The sequence below is a fragment of the Rhizobium sp. 01T437 genome, from assembly GCF_056398505.1.
Genome location: NZ_JBFTPM010000004.1, coordinates 67269 through 83727, shown reverse-complemented (window position 1 = coordinate 83727; position 16459 = coordinate 67269). Strand labels below are relative to the sequence as shown.

At 60.0% G+C, this 16459-nt stretch carries 18 protein-coding genes; 7 read left to right on the top strand and 11 right to left on the bottom strand.

The window, feature by feature from the left end; translation table 11 throughout:
- Window positions 1-44: 44 nt before the first annotated feature.
- Window positions 45-659, bottom strand: coding sequence for a Holliday junction branch migration protein RuvA (gene ruvA / locus AC1DM5_RS09015; RefSeq protein WP_037103812.1), 615 nt, complete (start codon window positions 657-659; stop codon window positions 45-47).
- Between the two features lie 12 nt (window positions 660-671).
- Entirely contained in the window at window positions 672-1199 is a 528-nt protein-coding gene (gene ruvC / locus AC1DM5_RS09010; RefSeq protein WP_477818324.1) for a crossover junction endodeoxyribonuclease RuvC, read from the bottom strand.
- 248 nt (window positions 1200-1447) lie between these two features.
- Between ruvC and AC1DM5_RS09005 the strand changes: the two genes are divergently transcribed.
- From AC1DM5_RS09005 to AC1DM5_RS08995, 3 genes are all read left to right on the top strand, one after another.
- Window positions 1448-3763 (top strand): methyl-accepting chemotaxis protein, encoded by a 2316-nt coding sequence (locus tag AC1DM5_RS09005; RefSeq protein ID WP_477818325.1) that lies wholly within the window; start codon window positions 1448-1450, stop codon window positions 3761-3763.
- Between the two features lie 7 nt (window positions 3764-3770).
- A complete protein-coding gene (locus AC1DM5_RS09000) occupies window positions 3771-4265 on the top strand; it encodes a GNAT family N-acetyltransferase (RefSeq protein WP_477818326.1) in 495 nt (164 codons plus the stop codon).
- 100 nt (window positions 4266-4365) lie between these two features.
- Complete coding sequence (locus tag AC1DM5_RS08995; RefSeq protein ID WP_477818327.1) at window positions 4366-5367, top strand: LLM class flavin-dependent oxidoreductase; 1002 nt, start codon at window positions 4366-4368, stop codon at window positions 5365-5367.
- Window positions 5368-5439: 72 nt separating this feature from the next.
- Here the strand turns inward: AC1DM5_RS08995 and AC1DM5_RS08990 are convergent, their stop codons facing one another.
- Window positions 5440-6186: a YebC/PmpR family DNA-binding transcriptional regulator gene (locus AC1DM5_RS08990; protein WP_477974879.1), complete on the bottom strand. Its 747-nt coding sequence runs from the start codon at window positions 6184-6186 to the stop codon at window positions 5440-5442.
- Window positions 6187-6359: 173 nt separating this feature from the next.
- On the opposite strand from AC1DM5_RS08990, the gene AC1DM5_RS08985 reads away from it, so the two are divergent.
- Window positions 6360-6863 carry a pyridoxamine 5'-phosphate oxidase family protein gene (locus AC1DM5_RS08985; RefSeq protein ID WP_477974877.1) on the top strand — a complete coding sequence of 168 codons (504 nt, stop codon included), beginning with the start codon at window positions 6360-6362 and terminating at the stop codon, window positions 6861-6863.
- Between the two features lie 30 nt (window positions 6864-6893).
- Here AC1DM5_RS08985 and AC1DM5_RS08980 read toward each other — a convergent pair whose 3' ends face one another.
- The 4 genes from AC1DM5_RS08980 to AC1DM5_RS08965 all read right to left on the bottom strand — a co-directional run bounded on the left by AC1DM5_RS08980 (window position 6894) and on the right by AC1DM5_RS08965 (window position 9779).
- Complete coding sequence (locus tag AC1DM5_RS08980; protein WP_477818330.1) at window positions 6894-7739, bottom strand: MBL fold metallo-hydrolase; 846 nt, start codon at window positions 7737-7739, stop codon at window positions 6894-6896.
- A 95-nt stretch (window positions 7740-7834) separates the two neighbouring features.
- Entirely contained in the window at window positions 7835-8659 is an 825-nt protein-coding gene (locus AC1DM5_RS08975; RefSeq protein WP_007827096.1) for a TIGR00282 family metallophosphoesterase, read from the bottom strand.
- A gap of 3 nt (window positions 8660-8662) precedes the next feature.
- Window positions 8663-9250 (bottom strand): 5-formyltetrahydrofolate cyclo-ligase, encoded by a 588-nt coding sequence (locus AC1DM5_RS08970; protein ID WP_477818331.1) that lies wholly within the window; start codon window positions 9248-9250, stop codon window positions 8663-8665.
- A gap of 67 nt (window positions 9251-9317) precedes the next feature.
- The gene (locus AC1DM5_RS08965) at window positions 9318-9779 is read right to left on the bottom strand and encodes a MarR family winged helix-turn-helix transcriptional regulator (protein WP_477818332.1); all 462 of its coding nucleotides are present in this window, start codon (window positions 9777-9779) and stop codon (window positions 9318-9320) included.
- Window positions 9780-9837: 58 nt separating this feature from the next.
- On the opposite strand from AC1DM5_RS08965, the gene AC1DM5_RS08960 reads away from it, so the two are divergent.
- Window positions 9838-10905: an FUSC family protein gene (locus AC1DM5_RS08960; RefSeq protein ID WP_477818333.1), complete on the top strand. Its 1068-nt coding sequence runs from the start codon at window positions 9838-9840 to the stop codon at window positions 10903-10905.
- Here the strand turns inward: AC1DM5_RS08960 and AC1DM5_RS08955 are convergent.
- The 4 genes from AC1DM5_RS08955 to AC1DM5_RS08940 form a co-directional block, all read right to left on the bottom strand.
- The gene (locus tag AC1DM5_RS08955) at window positions 10902-11693 is read right to left on the bottom strand and encodes a hypothetical protein (protein WP_477818334.1); all 792 of its coding nucleotides are present in this window, start codon (window positions 11691-11693) and stop codon (window positions 10902-10904) included. The two genes, AC1DM5_RS08960 and AC1DM5_RS08955, sit on opposite strands and share 4 nt — an antisense overlap.
- A 39-nt stretch (window positions 11694-11732) precedes the next feature.
- Window positions 11733-12647, bottom strand: coding sequence for an NAD-dependent epimerase/dehydratase family protein (locus tag AC1DM5_RS08950; protein ID WP_477818335.1), 915 nt, complete (start codon window positions 12645-12647; stop codon window positions 11733-11735).
- Entirely contained in the window at window positions 12644-13468 is an 825-nt protein-coding gene (locus AC1DM5_RS08945) for a glycosyltransferase (protein WP_477818336.1), read from the bottom strand. The genes AC1DM5_RS08950 and AC1DM5_RS08945 overlap by 4 nt, the downstream gene beginning before the upstream one ends.
- A 67-nt stretch (window positions 13469-13535) precedes the next feature.
- On the bottom strand, window positions 13536-14756 hold the full coding sequence (locus AC1DM5_RS08940) for an NAD-dependent epimerase/dehydratase family protein (RefSeq protein WP_477818337.1): 1221 nt from the start codon (window positions 14754-14756) through the stop codon (window positions 13536-13538).
- Between the two features lie 118 nt (window positions 14757-14874).
- Here AC1DM5_RS08940 and ybgC point away from each other — a divergent pair, with 118 nt between their 5' ends.
- A complete protein-coding gene (gene ybgC / locus AC1DM5_RS08935) occupies window positions 14875-15324 on the top strand; it encodes a tol-pal system-associated acyl-CoA thioesterase (RefSeq protein ID WP_477818399.1) in 450 nt (149 codons plus the stop codon).
- A gap of 402 nt (window positions 15325-15726) precedes the next feature.
- Window positions 15727-16446: a protein TolQ gene (tolQ, locus tag AC1DM5_RS08930; protein WP_113295393.1), complete on the top strand. Its 720-nt coding sequence runs from the start codon at window positions 15727-15729 to the stop codon at window positions 16444-16446.
- Window positions 16447-16459: the final 13 nt, after the last annotated feature.

The following is a 16459-nucleotide window of genomic DNA, read 5'->3' as shown; positions in this document are numbered from 1 at the left end:
AAGTCCATACACCAAGCTGCCTGCATTGACACCCCGCGGGGCCATCAGCGTGAGAGTTCCCGCAGGCCGAGGCGGATCAGCTTGGCGCTATCCGCATCTTCGCCAGCCGTCTTCATGGCGGCGGCAACCGCATTGGCCGCCTGATCACGCGAATAGCCGAGATTGGTCAAGGCCGAAACGGCGTCGGCAACGGGGGCTGCGGCCACGCCTTCGCCGATCTCCTGCTTGAGGCCGATATTGATCGCCTCGCCGGCAAAGGCAGGCGCCTTGTTCTTGAGCTCGGTGACGATACGGATCGCTACCTTGGGACCGACGCCCTGAGCGCGCGAAACGGCGGTCTTGTCCTGCAGGGCGATGGCATTGGCAAGCTCTGGCGGAGTGAGCGTCGAAAGCACGGCGAGCGCCACTTTCGCGCCGACGCCCTGCACGCTCTGCAGCAGGTTGAACCATTCGCGTTCGAGCTGCGTCTGGAAGCCGAAGAGCTTCAGCTGGTCCTCACGCACATAGGTCTCGATAAAGAGCACGCAGGCCTCTCCGACGGAACCTAGCTTCGAAAGCGTGCGCGCCGAGCAAAAAGCGACGTAGCAGACGCCGTGCACATCCACGAGCACGTAGTCATCGCCGATCTCATCAATTGTGCCTTTCAGCTTGCCGATCATGATCTTGTTCCGTCAGGGGTGGGTTTGGTGCGCGCCGGCGATTGCCTGCCGCATGCGGTTTGCGCCACGGTGATGAGCATGGCAGATGGCGATCGCCAATGCGTCGGCGGCGTCGTCGCCTTTGAACTCCGCCTTCGGCATCAGGATCTTCAGCATCATGTGGATCTGCTTCTTTTCGCCGTGGCCGACGCCGATGACGGTCTTCTTCACGGCGTTTGGCGCATATTCCGATACCGGCAAACCCGCACGGGCCGGCACGAGCATGGCGATGCCACGGGCTTGGCCGAGCTTCAACGTAGCGACCGCGTCCTTGTTGACGAAGGTCTGTTCGACGGCGGCTTCCTCCGGTTTGTAGGAATGGACCACATCAGCAAGACCGTCATGCAGCTGGCAGAGGCGCGAGGCGAGATCCATGTCGCCATCCGAGGTGACGGTTCCCGAGGCAACGAAGCGCAGCGAATTGCCGAGCGTATCGACGATGCCCCATCCCGTGCGGCGAAGGCCGGGATCGATACCGATAATGCGAATCGTGTTTTGCATGGCTCACCCTATAGCGATGGTGAAATAAGTGCCATCGATATGTGAACAAAACAAAAACATGCGTTGTTTTTGCGGCGCCGCATTTACCGCGAATTAAACCGAATGCCTGAATTCTAATCCATCAAATGTGAGAGAAGCCGGCTTTCGCAAAGCTTAAGGCTTCCGATGCTCTGTTTGCAGTTCAACCGGTGGGTGATGTCTCCATGATTCCGCTCGCCGGCGGCGCCGTTCTGGAAGGGTTCGTTTTCATGGCTCAGAGATTTCAGTCCCTGTCCTTCAAGGTGATAGCCACCTTCATCCTGCTGACCACGCTTTCGGTCGCGGTGATCAATATCCTCGCCTATTTTGCCAGCAGCCGCGTTTCCGACGAGCAGGCGCTGAAGGCCAAGGAGAGCGTGCTGATCTTCCGCGGCGACATGTTGCAGGATCAGCTTGTTCAGCTTGAGAACCAGGCAACCTCGATTGCGCGTATAGAAGCGCTGCAGATGTCGATCACCAACCTGAAGAGCGGTTGGAAGACGATGGAGAAGAGCTCCGGCGATGCACGTGGGGAGCTGAAGAAGGTCTTCATCACGAACAATCCGAACCCGGCCGACCAGCGCGAGAAGCTCGCAAAGCCGGAGGGTCCGAGCGGTTTCTATTATTCGAGCCATGAGAAGACGCAGGGCGAAGTGGCGCGCGATCTCGCCGATACCGCCTTCAGCGACCTCCTGATCGTCGATCTCGACGGCACCGTGCTCTATTCCTACAAGAAGAATGACGACTTCGCCGAGAACCTGAAGTCGGATGCCTGGAAATCGACCGGCGCGGGCATCGCCTATGCCAAGGCGATCGAAAATACCGCCAAGGCGACCGACGATTCCGCGCCGACGGCCTTCTCCGGCCTGCGTGTCGATACCGGAAGCGGCAAGTCGGCGATCTTCTATGCCGTGCCGATCGTCAAGCTCGGTCAGGCGAAAGGGCTGATGCTGTTCAAGGTGCGTGACGATGTCGTCACCAGCATTCTGGCAAAGGGTATCGTGTCCGGCAGCACGGCAAAGGCGGCCATCATTTCGGCAGACGGGTCGGCCGTTGGTCTCAATGCATCCGGCCAGCTTGCGACGCTCGATACCGCGCCGTTCACCTTCATCAAGGATGCGCTTGCGAGTTCGGCGATGACGGTTTCAGATTTCGATCGCGCCGACGGTGCTGCACGCGCCTATGTGCGCGGCATCGATTATCGCGGCGATCGTTTCCTCGTCGTTGAAAGCGTGCTGCGCAGCGAATTGAATGCCGGCTCCATCGAGGTCGCCACATTGCTGACCTCGATCGGCATCGGCGTTCTCGTCGTCATGGCGATTGCCACAGGTCTTATCACCAACTTCCTGTTCTCGCCGCTTGCCCGTCTTGCCGGCGTGACCCGCGAAGTCGCAGAAGGCAAGCTCGAAGTTGAGATCGGCAGCCAGAACCGCAAGGACGAGATCGGCACGATGGCGAAAGCGCTTGCTCGCTTCAAGCAGTCGCTGATCGAAGGCCGCGAGCTCGAAGCTGCGAGCGAGCAAACGCGCACGCGGGCCGAAAGCGAGCGCCAGCAGAATCTGGCTCAGCGCGAGGCGGAGGCCCGCAGCCTGCAGGATGTGGTCACGGCGCTCGACGAGGGGCTTCATCATCTGGCGAGCGGCGATCTGGCCTACCAGATCGAAACCCGCTTCCCGAGCGAGCTCGAAAGCCTGCGTGTGAACTTCAACGAGGCACTGGCCACGCTTAACGAAACGATGACGGCGATCGGCGGCAACTCCATGGCCGTGCGTGCAGGCTCCGAGGAGATGCGCACCGGTGCCGATGAACTGGCCGGCCGCACCGAGCGGCAGGCAAGCTCGATCACCGAAACGGCCAATGCGATCAGCGCCATCACCCAGTCGGTGCGCGTGCAGATCGAGCGCGCCGAACAGGCCGCACGCATCGCCCGCGACGCCAAGAAGGAGACTGTCGGCTCCAGCCAGATCATGCGCGAGACAATCGCGGCGATGGAAGCGATCCAGGCGTCTTCACGGCAGATCAACACCATCATTTCCGTCATCGACGATATCGCCTTCCAGACCAACCTGCTGGCACTGAATGCCGGCGTCGAGGCGGCACGCGCCGGCGAAAGCGGCAAGGGCTTTGCGGTCGTCGCCATGGAAGTACGCGAACTGGCGCAGCGGTCTTCGAGCGCTGCCAAGGAAATCTCCAGCCTGTTGCAAAAATCCACGCATGAGGTGGAAAGCGGCGTGGCGCTCGTTGAAAGGGCCGGCGTTGCGCTGACCGGCATCGGGGGTCATGTTGAAGCCATCAACGGCCAGATCAACGAGATCATGGAATCCACCCGTGAAGAGGCAGACACCCTGCGGCAGATCAACAGCTCGGTCGCCGAGCTCGATTCCATGACGCAGCAGAATGCGGCGATGGTTGAGGAGACGACGGCTGCAATCCACCGTCTGGCAACCGAAGCTGTGGAGATGGACCGCCAGCTCGGCAACTTCACCCTTGCCGAAGGATATCAGCAGCAGAGCGCCGACGTGCATCTGCTGCGCAAACGGGCGTGATAGCATCATGCTGATCCGGTTCGAAAAGCCCGAGGATGCGGATGCCATTCATGAGCTGACGCGGGTGGCGTTCGAGCCGATGCCTTACAGCAACAATACCGAAGCGCGGATTGTCAGGGATCTTCGCGCGTCGGGTGATTTGACACTATCTCTCGTCGCGGAAGAGGGTGGTGAGATCATCGGCCATGTCGCTTTCTCGCCGATCACAATCGGCAACATCGAGGATGGATGGTATGGGCTCGGGCCGATTTCGGTAAAGCCGGAGCGGCAGCGGCAGGGGATCGGCAGAGAGCTGATCCTGAAAGGGCTCGATCTGCTAGGAGAGCGTGATGCGACCGGCTGCGCGCTGATCGGCAATCCCTCGGTCTATCGCGGTGTCGGCTTCGAGAGCGATGGGAAGCTGACCTATCGCGATCTCGATACGCGATATGTCCAGAGGATCATCTTCAAGGGATCGCCGCCATCAGGCGCATTGAAATTCCCTCCGGCCTTCGACGAATAACAGTTATTTTCCGGGGCAGCTTTTGTTGGTGCCGCGATTTGGAATAGCGCCACAGCGAACCTACATAGACCGCACTCCCATTCTTGAGCGGCAGGTTTCCATGGTTCCCTTTTCCATTCTCGATCTATCCCCTGTGGCCGAAGGCACGACCATCAGCCAATCCTTTGCAGCGTCGAAGCGCATGGCACAGAAGGCGGAGGAGTTCGGCTATACGCGTTTCTGGATGGCGGAGCATCATGGCATGCCCGGCGTTGCAAGCGCTGCAACCTCGGTCATTCTCGGCCAGATCGGGGCGGTGACGAAGACCATCCGCATCGGCTCGGGTGGCGTCATGCTGCCGAACCATGCGCCGCTCGTCATCGCCGAACAGTTCGGCACGCTCGAAGCCTTGTTTCCCGGTCGCGTCGATCTCGGTCTCGGCCGCGCGCCGGGAACGGACATGCGCACGGCGCAGGCGCTCAGGCGCAACCTCGACGCCGGTGCAAACAGTTTCCCCAATGATGTGGTAGAACTGCAGCAGCTTCTTGGCACGCCGATCGAAAACCAGGCGATCCTGGCCGTGCCCGGCAACGAATCACACATCCCGGTCTGGCTGCTCGGTTCCAGCCTCTATAGCGCCCAGCTCGCGGCGATGCTTGGCCTTCCCTTTGCCTTCGCCTCGCATTTTGCGCCCGACATGCTGCTCGATGCTATTGCAATCTATCGCGACCGTTTTCAGCCTTCAGAAGAGCTCGACAAGCCCTATGTGATGGTCGGCGTCATGGGTGCGGTTTCGGAGACAGATGAGGAAGCGCAGTATCACTTCACCTCGGCTCAGCAGCAGTTCGTCAATCTGCGGCGCAATGTGCGCGGGCCTTTCCCACGGCCGGTGGGGGATATGGATGTCTTCTGGTCACCGATGGAAAAGATGAATGTCGAGCACACGCTGCGCTACGCCGTCGTCGGTTCGCCGGCCACGGCCGAAGCCCAGCTCAATGAATTCCTCAAGGAGACGCAGGCCGATGAGGTCATCATCTCCATGCCGATCCATGATATCGAGGCGCGGTTGAAATCGGTGGAGCTCTTTGCCGGACTCGGCAATTTCATGCGGGCTGCAGCCTAGCCGCTAATCATCCCAGCAAACAAAAAACCCGGCGGAATGGCCGGGTTTTTCGATTCAATATCCTGGATGGCTTTAAGCCGAGAGCTTGGCCAGAACTTCTTCCGAGACTTCGAAGTTCGAGTAGACGTTCTGGACGTCGTCATCGTCTTCGAGCGAGTCGATGAGCCTCAGCAGTGACTGTGCTCGTTCTTCATCGACCGGCACGTTGTTCTGGGCGCGCCAGACGGCCTTTACAGTATCGGCTTCGCCGAGGGTGGATTCGAGCGCCTTGGCGACTTCGCCGAGGGCTTCGAAAGCGGTGGTGATGTAGTGGCCTTCCTCGTCGGTCTCCACATCATCGGCGCCGGCTTCGATCGCGGCTTCCATGACCTTGTCGGCATCGCCGGCGGACAGCTTGTAGGTGATTTCGCCGACGTGGTCGAAGGAGAAGGAAACCGAGCCGGTTTCGCCGAGTGCGCCGCCGGCCTTGGTGAAGATCGAGCGGACGTTGGAGGCGGTGCGGTTGCGGTTGTCGGTCAGGGCCTCGACGATGATCGCCGTGCCGCCTGGGCCGTAGCCTTCGTAACGGACCTCGTCATAGTTCTCCGTATCGGCGCCGGAAGCCTTCTTGATGGCGCGGTCGATATTGTCCTTCGGCATCGACTGGGYCTTGGCGTTCTGGATCGCCAGGCGCAGGCGGGCATTCATTGTCGGGTCGGGCAGGCCGGCCTTGGCGGCAACGGTGATTTCGCGCGCGAGCTTGGAGAACATTTTCGACCGCACGGAATCCTGACGGCCCTTGCGGTGCATGATGTTTTTAAACTGTGAATGGCCAGCCATGGCACCCCTGTTCACGTCTCATTGTTCGGAATGGGCCGCCTTATAAGATCGGAAAGGGCGATATTCAAGGAAAAAGCAGCTTTTCGATCCTTCCCTGGCGGCGTGGTGGTGGGCGGAACAAAGCCGAGGAGATGACGTTTTCAACCGACAACACCAGCAGGAAAGGAACGGCTATGGCAAGCTTCAGCGAGGCCCRTGAACGACCGGCACGTCAGCTCTGGGACCAGATCAACGATATCAATGCCGGCATGCTCGGCCTTTCAGGCGTCGACATGCATATGCAGCCGATGGCACCCAATGTTGATCCGACCACCAATACGATCTGGTTCTATACCAAGACGGATGCCGAACTCGTGCAGATGATCAAGCCAGGCAGCCGTGCGCATTTTTGCGTCATCGGCAAGAACCACGATTATCATGCCTGCCTTTCCGGGGTTATCGAAGTGCGCCCCGATCCCTCGAAAATCGAGGAGTTTTGGAACTCAGTTGTTGCCGCCTGGTACGAAGGTGGCAAGAAGGATCCGAAGCTGACGATGCTTTCCATGCATGTCGATGACGCGGATATCTGGGTCTCAACCGGCAGCAAGCTGAAATTCGGCTGGGAAATTGCCAAGGCCAATTTCGATGAGGAGAAGATGCCTGACGTCGGCATCAAACGGCATCTGCAATTTGCGTGAGCAAACAGGCCCGGCATGGTCCGGGCCTTTTTACTGCACGTCCTTCATCACATAGATCAGAGGTTTTTTTGGCAGCGTGCGCAGCGAAACGGTGATGATGTTGTCGGGCGCATAATTAACGTCGAAACCATTGCCGAACATCGAGATGAAGGCGTTAACCGGCGGGCCGCGGCGATGCATCGGCAGGATCAGCGACGAGCGCAGACGCTTGATGACGCGGCTCATGCTGTCGGCACCCATCGTCAGGCCGCCATCGACCGGCACCATGACCACGTCCAGCCTGCCGATTTCCGTGTAGTGTGTGTCGGTCAGTTCATAATGCAGGTGGCCGAGATGGCCGATGCAGAGGCCGGCGATCTCGAAGATGAAAATGGAATTGCCGTCCTGTTGCGATCCGCCGAGCCCGTAGCTGAAGCGGATATCCGTCGTCACATTGCGGATATAGGCATCGCCGACGACGAGATTGATCTTCGCCTTGTCGCCGGGAATATCGCTCCAGCCGTGCAGAACATGCTTGATGCCAGGGTCCGGCGTCAGCGTGTAATGCGTCTGATGCGCCTTGTTCATGGTCACGACATCGGGTGTCACCGCCGGTTTGTACCAGCCGTTATAATCGGTGGCGATGACGATGCCGCCGGGTGTGTCGATCTCGAAGGTAGAATGGCCGAGGTAGGTGAATTTGACATCTTCGTCCTCGGACACCGCCGGGATTACCGGCGCCGTACCAGAGAAGCTGGCGAAGGTCGCCTTGGGGATAGTCTGCGCGATGGCCTGGCACTCGCTGACAGGCCTGCGGTTTTCCTGGGCTGCGGCAAGGTGCGGCGCGGCGAAAACCGCAAGGCATGCGATAGCGAGGACAAGACAATGCGGCTTCATGCCACCCCTCCGGCGCTTTCACGAAGCCGCGAGGATGCGGCATGCGGTCGCAGCGGTCCAGCCGGAGCATGCTCACAATTGCGTGTTGCAGTGCTCTAGCGCCAGAACTCCGGGATCGTTTCGGCAAGCCGCGGGCCAAGGCGCAGCGGAGCGATCTTTTCGGCCAGACCCGTCGCGTCCGAAATTTCCACGCCGACGCCGCAGATGGTGGCGGGGCCGGTGGCCGCTTCCATACGGCCCTTCGGCATCTTGGAGATGAAGCGGTTCAGCGGTTCTTCCTTGTCCATGCCGAGCGAGGAATCGTAATCGCCGCACATGCCGGCATCCGACATATAGGCGGTGCCGCCATTCAGGATCTGTGCATCGGCGGTCGGCACGTGCGTGTGGGTGCCGACGACGAAGCTGGCGCGGCCATCGACAAAATGGCCGAAGCACTGCTTTTCGCTCGTCGCTTCCGCATGAAAATCGAAGATGATGGCATCGGCCTGTTCCTTCAGCGGGCAGGCGGCAAGGATCGTCTCGGCCGCCTTGAAGGGGTCGTCGAGCTCGGGATGCATGAAGACGCGGCCCATGATGTTGGCGACGAGCACACGCGCGCCGTTACGCGCATAGAAGAGACCCGAGCCGCGACCGGGTGTTCCCTGCGGATAGTTTGCCGGACGCAGGAACTGGTCATGGCGACCCGCGAAGGCGACAGCATCTTTCTGGTCCCAGACGTGATTGCCGGTTGTCACCACATCGGCGCCGGCGTTGATCGTTTCCAGAAAGATGTCTTCGGTGATGCCGAAGCCGCCGGCGGCGTTTTCGCCATTGACGATGACGAAGTCGAGCTTCAGGTCGGAAACCAGACCGGGCAGGCGGTCCCAGACCGCCGTGCGTCCCGTCTTGCCGACCATGTCACCCAGAAATAGCAGTCGCATTCCCTATCCAATCCGTGAGGTAAAATGGCGCAGGCCGCTTTCCGTCAGGATGGCATCCAGGCTTATGTCATGCGGCTCAGCCGGTACCTCTGCCACTTCCTGGCAGTCAAATGCAATGCCGATCAGCTTTGGCGACAGGCCTTTTTGCAGGAGGCGGCCGATTGCACGGTCATAATGGCCGGCGCCGTAGCCGATGCGGTGGCCGCGGGAATCGAAAGCCGACAGCGGCACGAGCATGATTTCGGGGTCGAGGATAGCAGCGTCTTCGCTTGGGCCGACCGTGCCGAAGCCGGTGCCGATCAGTGCCGCGCCGTGGACGAGTTCTCGGAAGACGATGGTCTGCTTGTCGATGATTGCGGGCACGCAAAGGCGGGCGCCGCGTCCGCGCCACCGCGCCATCAGCGGCTGCAGATCGGCTTCCGAACGGATCGGTAGAAAACCGGAGATGATGGTGCCGGGTGTAAAAACAATCGCATCGCCGGCATGGGCTGCCATGTCGAGGCTTTTGGCTGCGCGCAGATCCGTCGGGATGGCATCCCGGAGTGCCAGACGCTCAGCGCGCAATTGAGCCTTCAATTCCTTGGGCGTCATCTCAAATCCAGTATTGTTGTCCGGCGAACATAACCGCTTGTGGTTGATTGCAACAGGTGAAAAGGGTCTATTCCTCGCCTGATTGCGCCCCGTCCTCGATATGGGCATAGGCGAGTTTCAGCATGATTTCTGACGCTTCCATCAATGTTCTGCGCTCTTCCGGCGTCAGGCGGTCGTCCATCGTTTTTTCGAGCCAGGCGCGGCGAGCGCCTATGTCCTCGGACAACACCGTGCGGCCATGAGGGGTGATCGACAGTTCGATCTCGCGGCGGTCGGTCTCGCTACGCGTGCGGCTGATCAGCCCGTCGCGCTCAAGGGCCGCGATGATGCGGGTGACCGATTGAGGCTGCAGATGTTCCTCCAGGGCAAGCCTCCAGGCGGGCATCGGCCCCAAGCGATGAAGCGTGGCGAGGATCGCGATGGTCGACAAGCTGTGCGGACCTTCCGGGCGCGCAGCCCGCAAGCGGCGGCCGAGCAGCAGGACGGAGCGCAGGATGAGTGTCGCAGGTGCGTCGTGGTTACTGGACATATCGTACGCAGTGCGTATTATTTCGTGGATGCCCAATTCCGGGTCTGAGAGACGGTTGATGGAAAAGACACTCAATCACGTAGCCGGAGCCTTTCGCTGGTCGACTGAAAAGGAAGTGACGGCGATCGAAATCGCCGTATCGGCGCTTGCCATGGCCGTTCCGGCACTGCTTGCGGCGAGGGGCCATCATACGGGGCTTGGCCTGATCGGCGGCATGGCGATGAGCGGGACGGTAGCGCATGGCAGACTGAGGACGCAAGCTGCGAGCGCAGGGGCCGCATTGCTGGTCCTGGTGTTTGCGGCGGGGCTTGCCTGTGCACTCGGGCGGCTTGGCGGCGTTTGGCTGATGGGCCTGTTGGTGATTGCCGGCATTGCCGGTATCGTCGGCGGTTTTGACCGCGCGATGGTCGCCGCCTCCATGCGCTTCGTCTTCTATCTCGTCATGGTCGGCGGCATCGTCTCCACCACCACGGCAGATCCGCTGCTCATCTTTGCCATTGTCATCGGCGGCGCACTTTTCGCTGTCGTTCTCCACATGGTGATGGCTGCGGTCGTCGCGCATATCCGCCGTCATGCGGCAGAGCCGGTCGAGGATGAACGCAAGCCGACCGTCAGACAGAAATTCAACAGGCTGTGGCGCTCCCTGGCGGAGCCGGCAGGCTGGCAATATCCAGTCCGACTGGTTTCCTGCCTGGGTGCCGTCTCGCTTATCCACCTGTTCTTTCCCGATCATGATGTTCACTGGGCGGCACTGGCGCTGGTGCTGCTGATCGAGCGGCGGCCGGAACGTTTGCCACTCAAGACGACGCAAAGAGTGATCGGCGTTCTCTTCGGTGTCTGTTGTGCGGGATTGCTGTCGTTTCTTACCTTGCCAGCCTGGGCAGACGTGCTTGTTGTCGCCGTGCTCGGCGGTAGCAGGCCCTTCCTGCGGGCCAGGAATTATCTCGCCTATTCGATCGTGATGACGCCGCTGATGATGATGGCCATGGGAACCGCCGATCATGCCCTGCCGGCTTCCGCGCTGCTGGATAGGCTATTTGCGACTGTCTTTGCCGCCTGCCTTGTGCTGCTCGTCAACCAGGCAACGATCCATTTTCTGCCGCAGACGGCAGCGCCTAAGGCTTAGACGACGATGCTCGAGGGAATGGTCGCCGTCGGCACGGCAGCCGACAGGCCGGTCACGGCTGATTGTGCTGCTCCGATTGCACCTTCGGCGGTGGCGTCGCGGTTCTTCTCGCGCAGATCGCGCATGGCCTTTTCGAGGATCTGCTTCAGCTCGCGGACGACAGACTTGAACTCTTCCATCGTCTTGCGGTCATCGGCGGAAATTGTCGACGACTTCGGACCGTCTTCGACGATTTCCTGATAGGCTTTGCGGGCATGAGCCGCGCCATCTGTTTCCGCAGTGTCCGTGCCGTCTTCCACTGCTTCCGTTGTCGTTTCGGTACCCTGCGTTGCCTCGGTGGAAGCCGTCGCATCGCTTGCGACGACGTCGGCCGTTGCATTGGTGGTGGCATCGGTCGTCGCGGCGGTGGAAGCTGATATGGCTGCTGTGCTGGTCGCAGCACTTGCGTCGGAAGAGCCGCCGGTTGCAACGGCCGAGGCGAATTCGGAGGCCGCGGCGCCAACCTTGCGTGCGAGTTCGGCGGCGAGACGCGCAATCACTTCAGGCGGGAAGCCCGCTGTCTTCAGCGCCTGCAGCTCCTGTTTGGCTTCCTCGAGCTTGCGCTGGGCACGACTCTTCGCATCGTCGGCGGAGCTGGCCAGCGAATTACGCACCTGCTCCAGCGCGAGCGACTGCCGCTGGATCTTCAATACGCCGGTATCGGGCTCGTTGCTCGTGGACGAAACGCCGGATTGTGCCGACTGAGTGCCGCGCAGAAGGGTGGACGCCGAAACGGTTGCGAGCTGCATAATATACCCCCGATTACATTTGGGGCGTACTCTGCCAGATCAGACTTGCGTGGAACTGGGGCGCGGAACCCCTTGTTTCCTGGCCAATTGCTGCATCGTTTGTTCGAAAAGGGGCATGCCGCCGGGCTTCCAGCCGAGCGCGCGGATCTTACCCGTGTTCATGGCGCAAAGCTCTGCCTTGTCCGCTGCTTCGGGCAGCGGGAAGGGACAGTCGGCGTGGTGCCGGATCGGCGAAAGGATATCCCTCGTATCGACGGCGATATCCGAAACGTTGAAGACCTCGCCGGCGATTCGGGCACTTTCTGTTTCCAGCATCAGCCGCACGACACGACCGAGATCGCGTCCATGGACCTCGGTTCCCGCGCGTGGGGAAACAGGCTGGCCGCTCAGATAGTCATCGATCAGTCGATCCCATTTGTTTGGAGAACGGCCACTGTAAACGCCTGTTGCCCGTAGGCTTGCTCCTGCAAAGCCTGGGCCGGAAAGATGGGCGAGCGCCCGCTCCGCATCGAGTTTGACCTGCCCGTAGAGGGTTTCCGGCGTGGCGGACATGGTTTCGAAAAGCTCGGTGCCCGGTGCATGCTCGCCATAGGCGGCGCGACTGGACATGAAGATGCAACGGCGGGTGCCTGCGCGCTTTGCCTCCTCGAAGAGTTTCACTGTGCCATCGAGATTCAAGCGGTGAAACGCCTTTGGATCATCGCCTTCGCCGCCGCGGTATTTTCCTTCGATGTGGCTGAAGGCGGCGTGCACGAAAAAATAGGCATCATCGAAGGCGCCGATATCGTCCTCGTCCGGATCGAGCGAAAGCGGGGCGAAATCGACGGGACGAGAGAAGAACCGGGGAAGTGGCGCACGCCGTCCGCCGATAATCACCTGATATCCGGCAGAAAGCAGCTCTTCGACGATATAACGTCCGACGATACCCGTTCCGCCTGATACCAGTACTTTCATGCCGCCTCATCCGGATTGGCCAGAGATGCAATCTCCGGCACGTGGCCGCCAATATGGAAACAATGCCACAAATCGATCAAAGGTTGTAGCCTCTCTGCTTTAGGATGATCTTTTTCCCAAGGTTTTTCATACTGATAGTGCAGGATAGAAATGCTCTTCCAATCCCACAGGGCCGGCATGGTGAACCAGACATATTGCAGCATGTTGAAATAGACCGGCAGGCCGTGCCAATCGGGGAAGAACGTCTCGAGGAAGGTCTGGTCCGTGCGCCGCCAGAAGATGTCGGGCTGATCCAGAACTGCAATCATCTGCCGGAAGGTCTCTTGCGAAGGGCGGGCAACGAAGACGCCGGAGTTCATGCGGTGGAAGTCGGCAAGGCTTTCATAGACATTCGGCGCCGCGGAGAATTCCGGGTAGGCGAAGAGCTTGTCGACATTCTTCAAGACGATCGCATCGGCATCGATGAAAACGCAGCGCTCATATTCGACAAGCTGCCAGAGGCGGAGCTTGCAGAAATTGTCGAGCGGCGAATGAAAGGCCGGCTTGCGGCCCTTGGTGAAAGGTGCTGCGGAGTGGAGATTGCCGCGCGCATGCCGCTCGTTGAAAGCATCCGACAACGGCAGATGCTCGACTTCGATCAGCCGGCAGCCGAGAGCGTCCAGTGGGGCGAGGGTGGCCGCGTCGACACTGCCGGTATGCAGGATGACGATGGCGGCGTCCGTACCAGTACGACGCAGCGAGTTTGCCAGTGCCGTCGCGCCCATGGCGTAATCGGCGTTGGTGACGAGAGTGACGTAGGCGAAGTGCGGGGCAGGGGTCATGGATGCAGGGTACCTTCCTGAACGGCCTCGCTCCGGCAAGGCCGTTGCTTCGAGAAGATAGCACCACTCATGATACGGACTTCAGCCGCTTGCCTTCCGGGTCGTGATTAATTGTCGCGGCGATATCCTTCGTCCAGGCGGAGACGGCCGGGACGCGGGAGCGGTCGACGCGGTAGGCGAATTTCCTTGCGACTTCAACGATTTCGTCGAGCAGGCCGGCCTTCAGGGTAATCGGATCGAGGCCGAGGCCGAGGAACTTGTCGTTCCTGACGACCAGATCGTTTTCGGCAGCTTCCTTGCGCGGATTGGGCAGCCAGACGACTTCGGAACCGGCCATCTTGGCGATCATCTCGGCGAGATCGCGCACACGATGGGTCTCCGTCATCTGGTTGAAGATTTCGACGCGTGAGCCGCGGGCGGGGGGATTCTTGAGCGCCAGTTCGATGCAGCGGACGGAATCCTGGATATGGATGAAGGCGCGCGTCTGGCCACCGGTGCCGTGAACGGTCAGCGGATAGCCGATGGCGGCCTGAATGAGGAACCGGTTCAGCACCGTGCCGTAGTCGCCATCATAATCGAAGCGGTTGATGAGCTGCGGATGGCGGCGCGTCTGCTCCGTATGCGTGCCCCACACGATGCCTTGATGCAGATCAGTGATCCTGAGGCTGTCATTCTTGGCGTAGAACTGGAAGAGCAACTGATCCAGGCACTTGGTCATGTGGTAGATCGAGCCGGGATTGGATGGATAGAGAATCTCCTGGGAGGCAGTTTCGCCATCCATCGTCTCGATGCCGACAGGCAGATAACCTTCCGGAATGGCGGCACCGACCGTCGAATAGCCATAGACGCCCATGGTGCCGAGGTGGACCAGATGGGCATCGAGCTGCAACTCGACCAACGCATTCAAGAGATTATGTGTGGCGCTGACATTGTTGTTGACCGTGTAATTCTTGTGCCGGTCGCTCTTCATCGAATAGGGCGCAGCGCGCTGCTCGGCGAAATGGATGATCGCATCCGGACGGTTTTCCGCGAGCCACTTCTTCAGGAGCTCGTAGTCCCGAGCGAGGTCGATCAGATTGAAATGGATGCGGCGGCCGGTTTCGGCATGCCAGATACGAGTGCGCTCCTGAATGGAGTCCATCGGCGTCAGCGACTGGACGCCGAGCTCGGTATCGATCCAGCGGCGGGAGAGATTGTCGAGGATGTGGATGTCATGCCCGGCATCGGAGAGATGCAGCGAGGTTGGCCAACCGATGAAACCGTCTCCGCCCATCACCGCAATCTTCATGCCACTGGCTCCTCATCGGTTGTTTCCCATCGGGATAGTTAGGAAATATGACAATTGTTCAATGCTTGCCTGTCGAGAAGTGTTGCGTCAAAGAGGGCCGGAAAGTTTGGAGAAAATTATGGCGGAACACGGTTTTTCTATTTCCGGCGAGCTCACCGAGGCGGGCCATCGACTCGTCCAGCGGGTCTATTATGAAGATACGGATTTCTCCGGTCTGGTCTATCACGCACGCTATCTGCATTTCCTCGAACGGGGCCGCACCGACTACCTGCGCTGTCTCGGTGTCGAGCAGCGAGAGCTCGTGAATGCGGACGAGGAAGGACTCGTTTTCGTCGTCCATCGCATGGAGATCGACTTCAAAAGCCCGGCCCGCATGGACAACATTTTGACCGTGATCACACATACCGAAAAGGCCGGCGGCGCGAAGATGGTGCTCAACCAGGAAATCCGCCGCGACGATACACTGCTGATCGCCGCAAAGGTGATCATCGCCGTGATCAATGCCAAGGGCAGGCCGCGCCGGTTGCCCGAGGCGCTGGCGAGGCAAATGCTCATTCCCGAAAGCTGAAAACAGCCCGGATATGTCTGCGTTTCCTGCGTCAAACTGCCGGAATCGAGGGGTTGTAAAAACTTGAATTTTATGTGAAGGAATTGCCGCGCTGCAAGATGAGCGCTGTGTTCAGCAACCGGACAATGTTCCGGTCAAGTTATCCAGGAACAAAATCTCCCGCGACATTCCCGCTGTCATAGTCTGGCACTAACGATCTATTAACCATAATGGTGTCTTACTTGCGGAGTCGGAGTTTGTGCGACGCACGCCTTCCTTTGACCAAATTTGACGGCAAGAAGGCGGAAGAAGAGCTTGGAAGCTTGACCAGGGCTTTGGGCGGCGGCCGCCAGACATTCTTGCGTGATCACTTCGTGCCGCCCGGTCAAGCGCCGGGCGTTTGGATTCGGGGATTTTGGATCTATGGAACAAGTAGGATTGGCAGCAGCCACGACCGACGTCAGCCTCTGGTCGCTTTTCATGCAGGCCGGCATTGTCGTCAAGCTGGTCATGCTCGGCCTTATCGCCGCTTCGGTGTGGACCTGGGCTATCGTTATTGACAAATATCTGGCCTACGGACGCGCCCGTCGCCAGTTCGACAAGTTCGAGCAGGTGTTCTGGTCGGGCCAGTCGCTGGAAGAACTCTACCGGACGCTGTCCGAGCGCACCAATACCGGTCTTGCGGCAATCTTCGTCGCGGCGATGCGCGAGTGGAAGAAATCCTTCGAGCGGGGTGCTCGTTCGCCGATCGGCCTGCAGATGCGTATCGACAGGGCCATGGACGTGACGCTCGCCCGTGAATCCGAATTTCTCTCGGCCCGCCTCGGGTCGCTGGCGACGATCGGCTCGGCCGGTCCGTTCATCGGCCTCTTCGGTACGGTTGTCGGTATCATGACCTCCTTCCAGGCAATTGCCGGTTCGAAGTCGACCAACCTTGCGGTCGTGGCGCCCGGTATCGCGGAAGCGCTTCTCGCTACCGCCATCGGTCTCGTCGCCGCTATCCCGGCGGTTATCGCCTACAACAAGTTCTCCGCTGACGCCGGCAAGCTCTCGGGTCGCATGGAAGGCTTTGCGGATGAATTCTCCGCCATCCTTTCGCGCCAGATCGACGAGAAGCTGCAGCCGCGCCAGGCTGCGCAGTAACGGAGTAGACGAT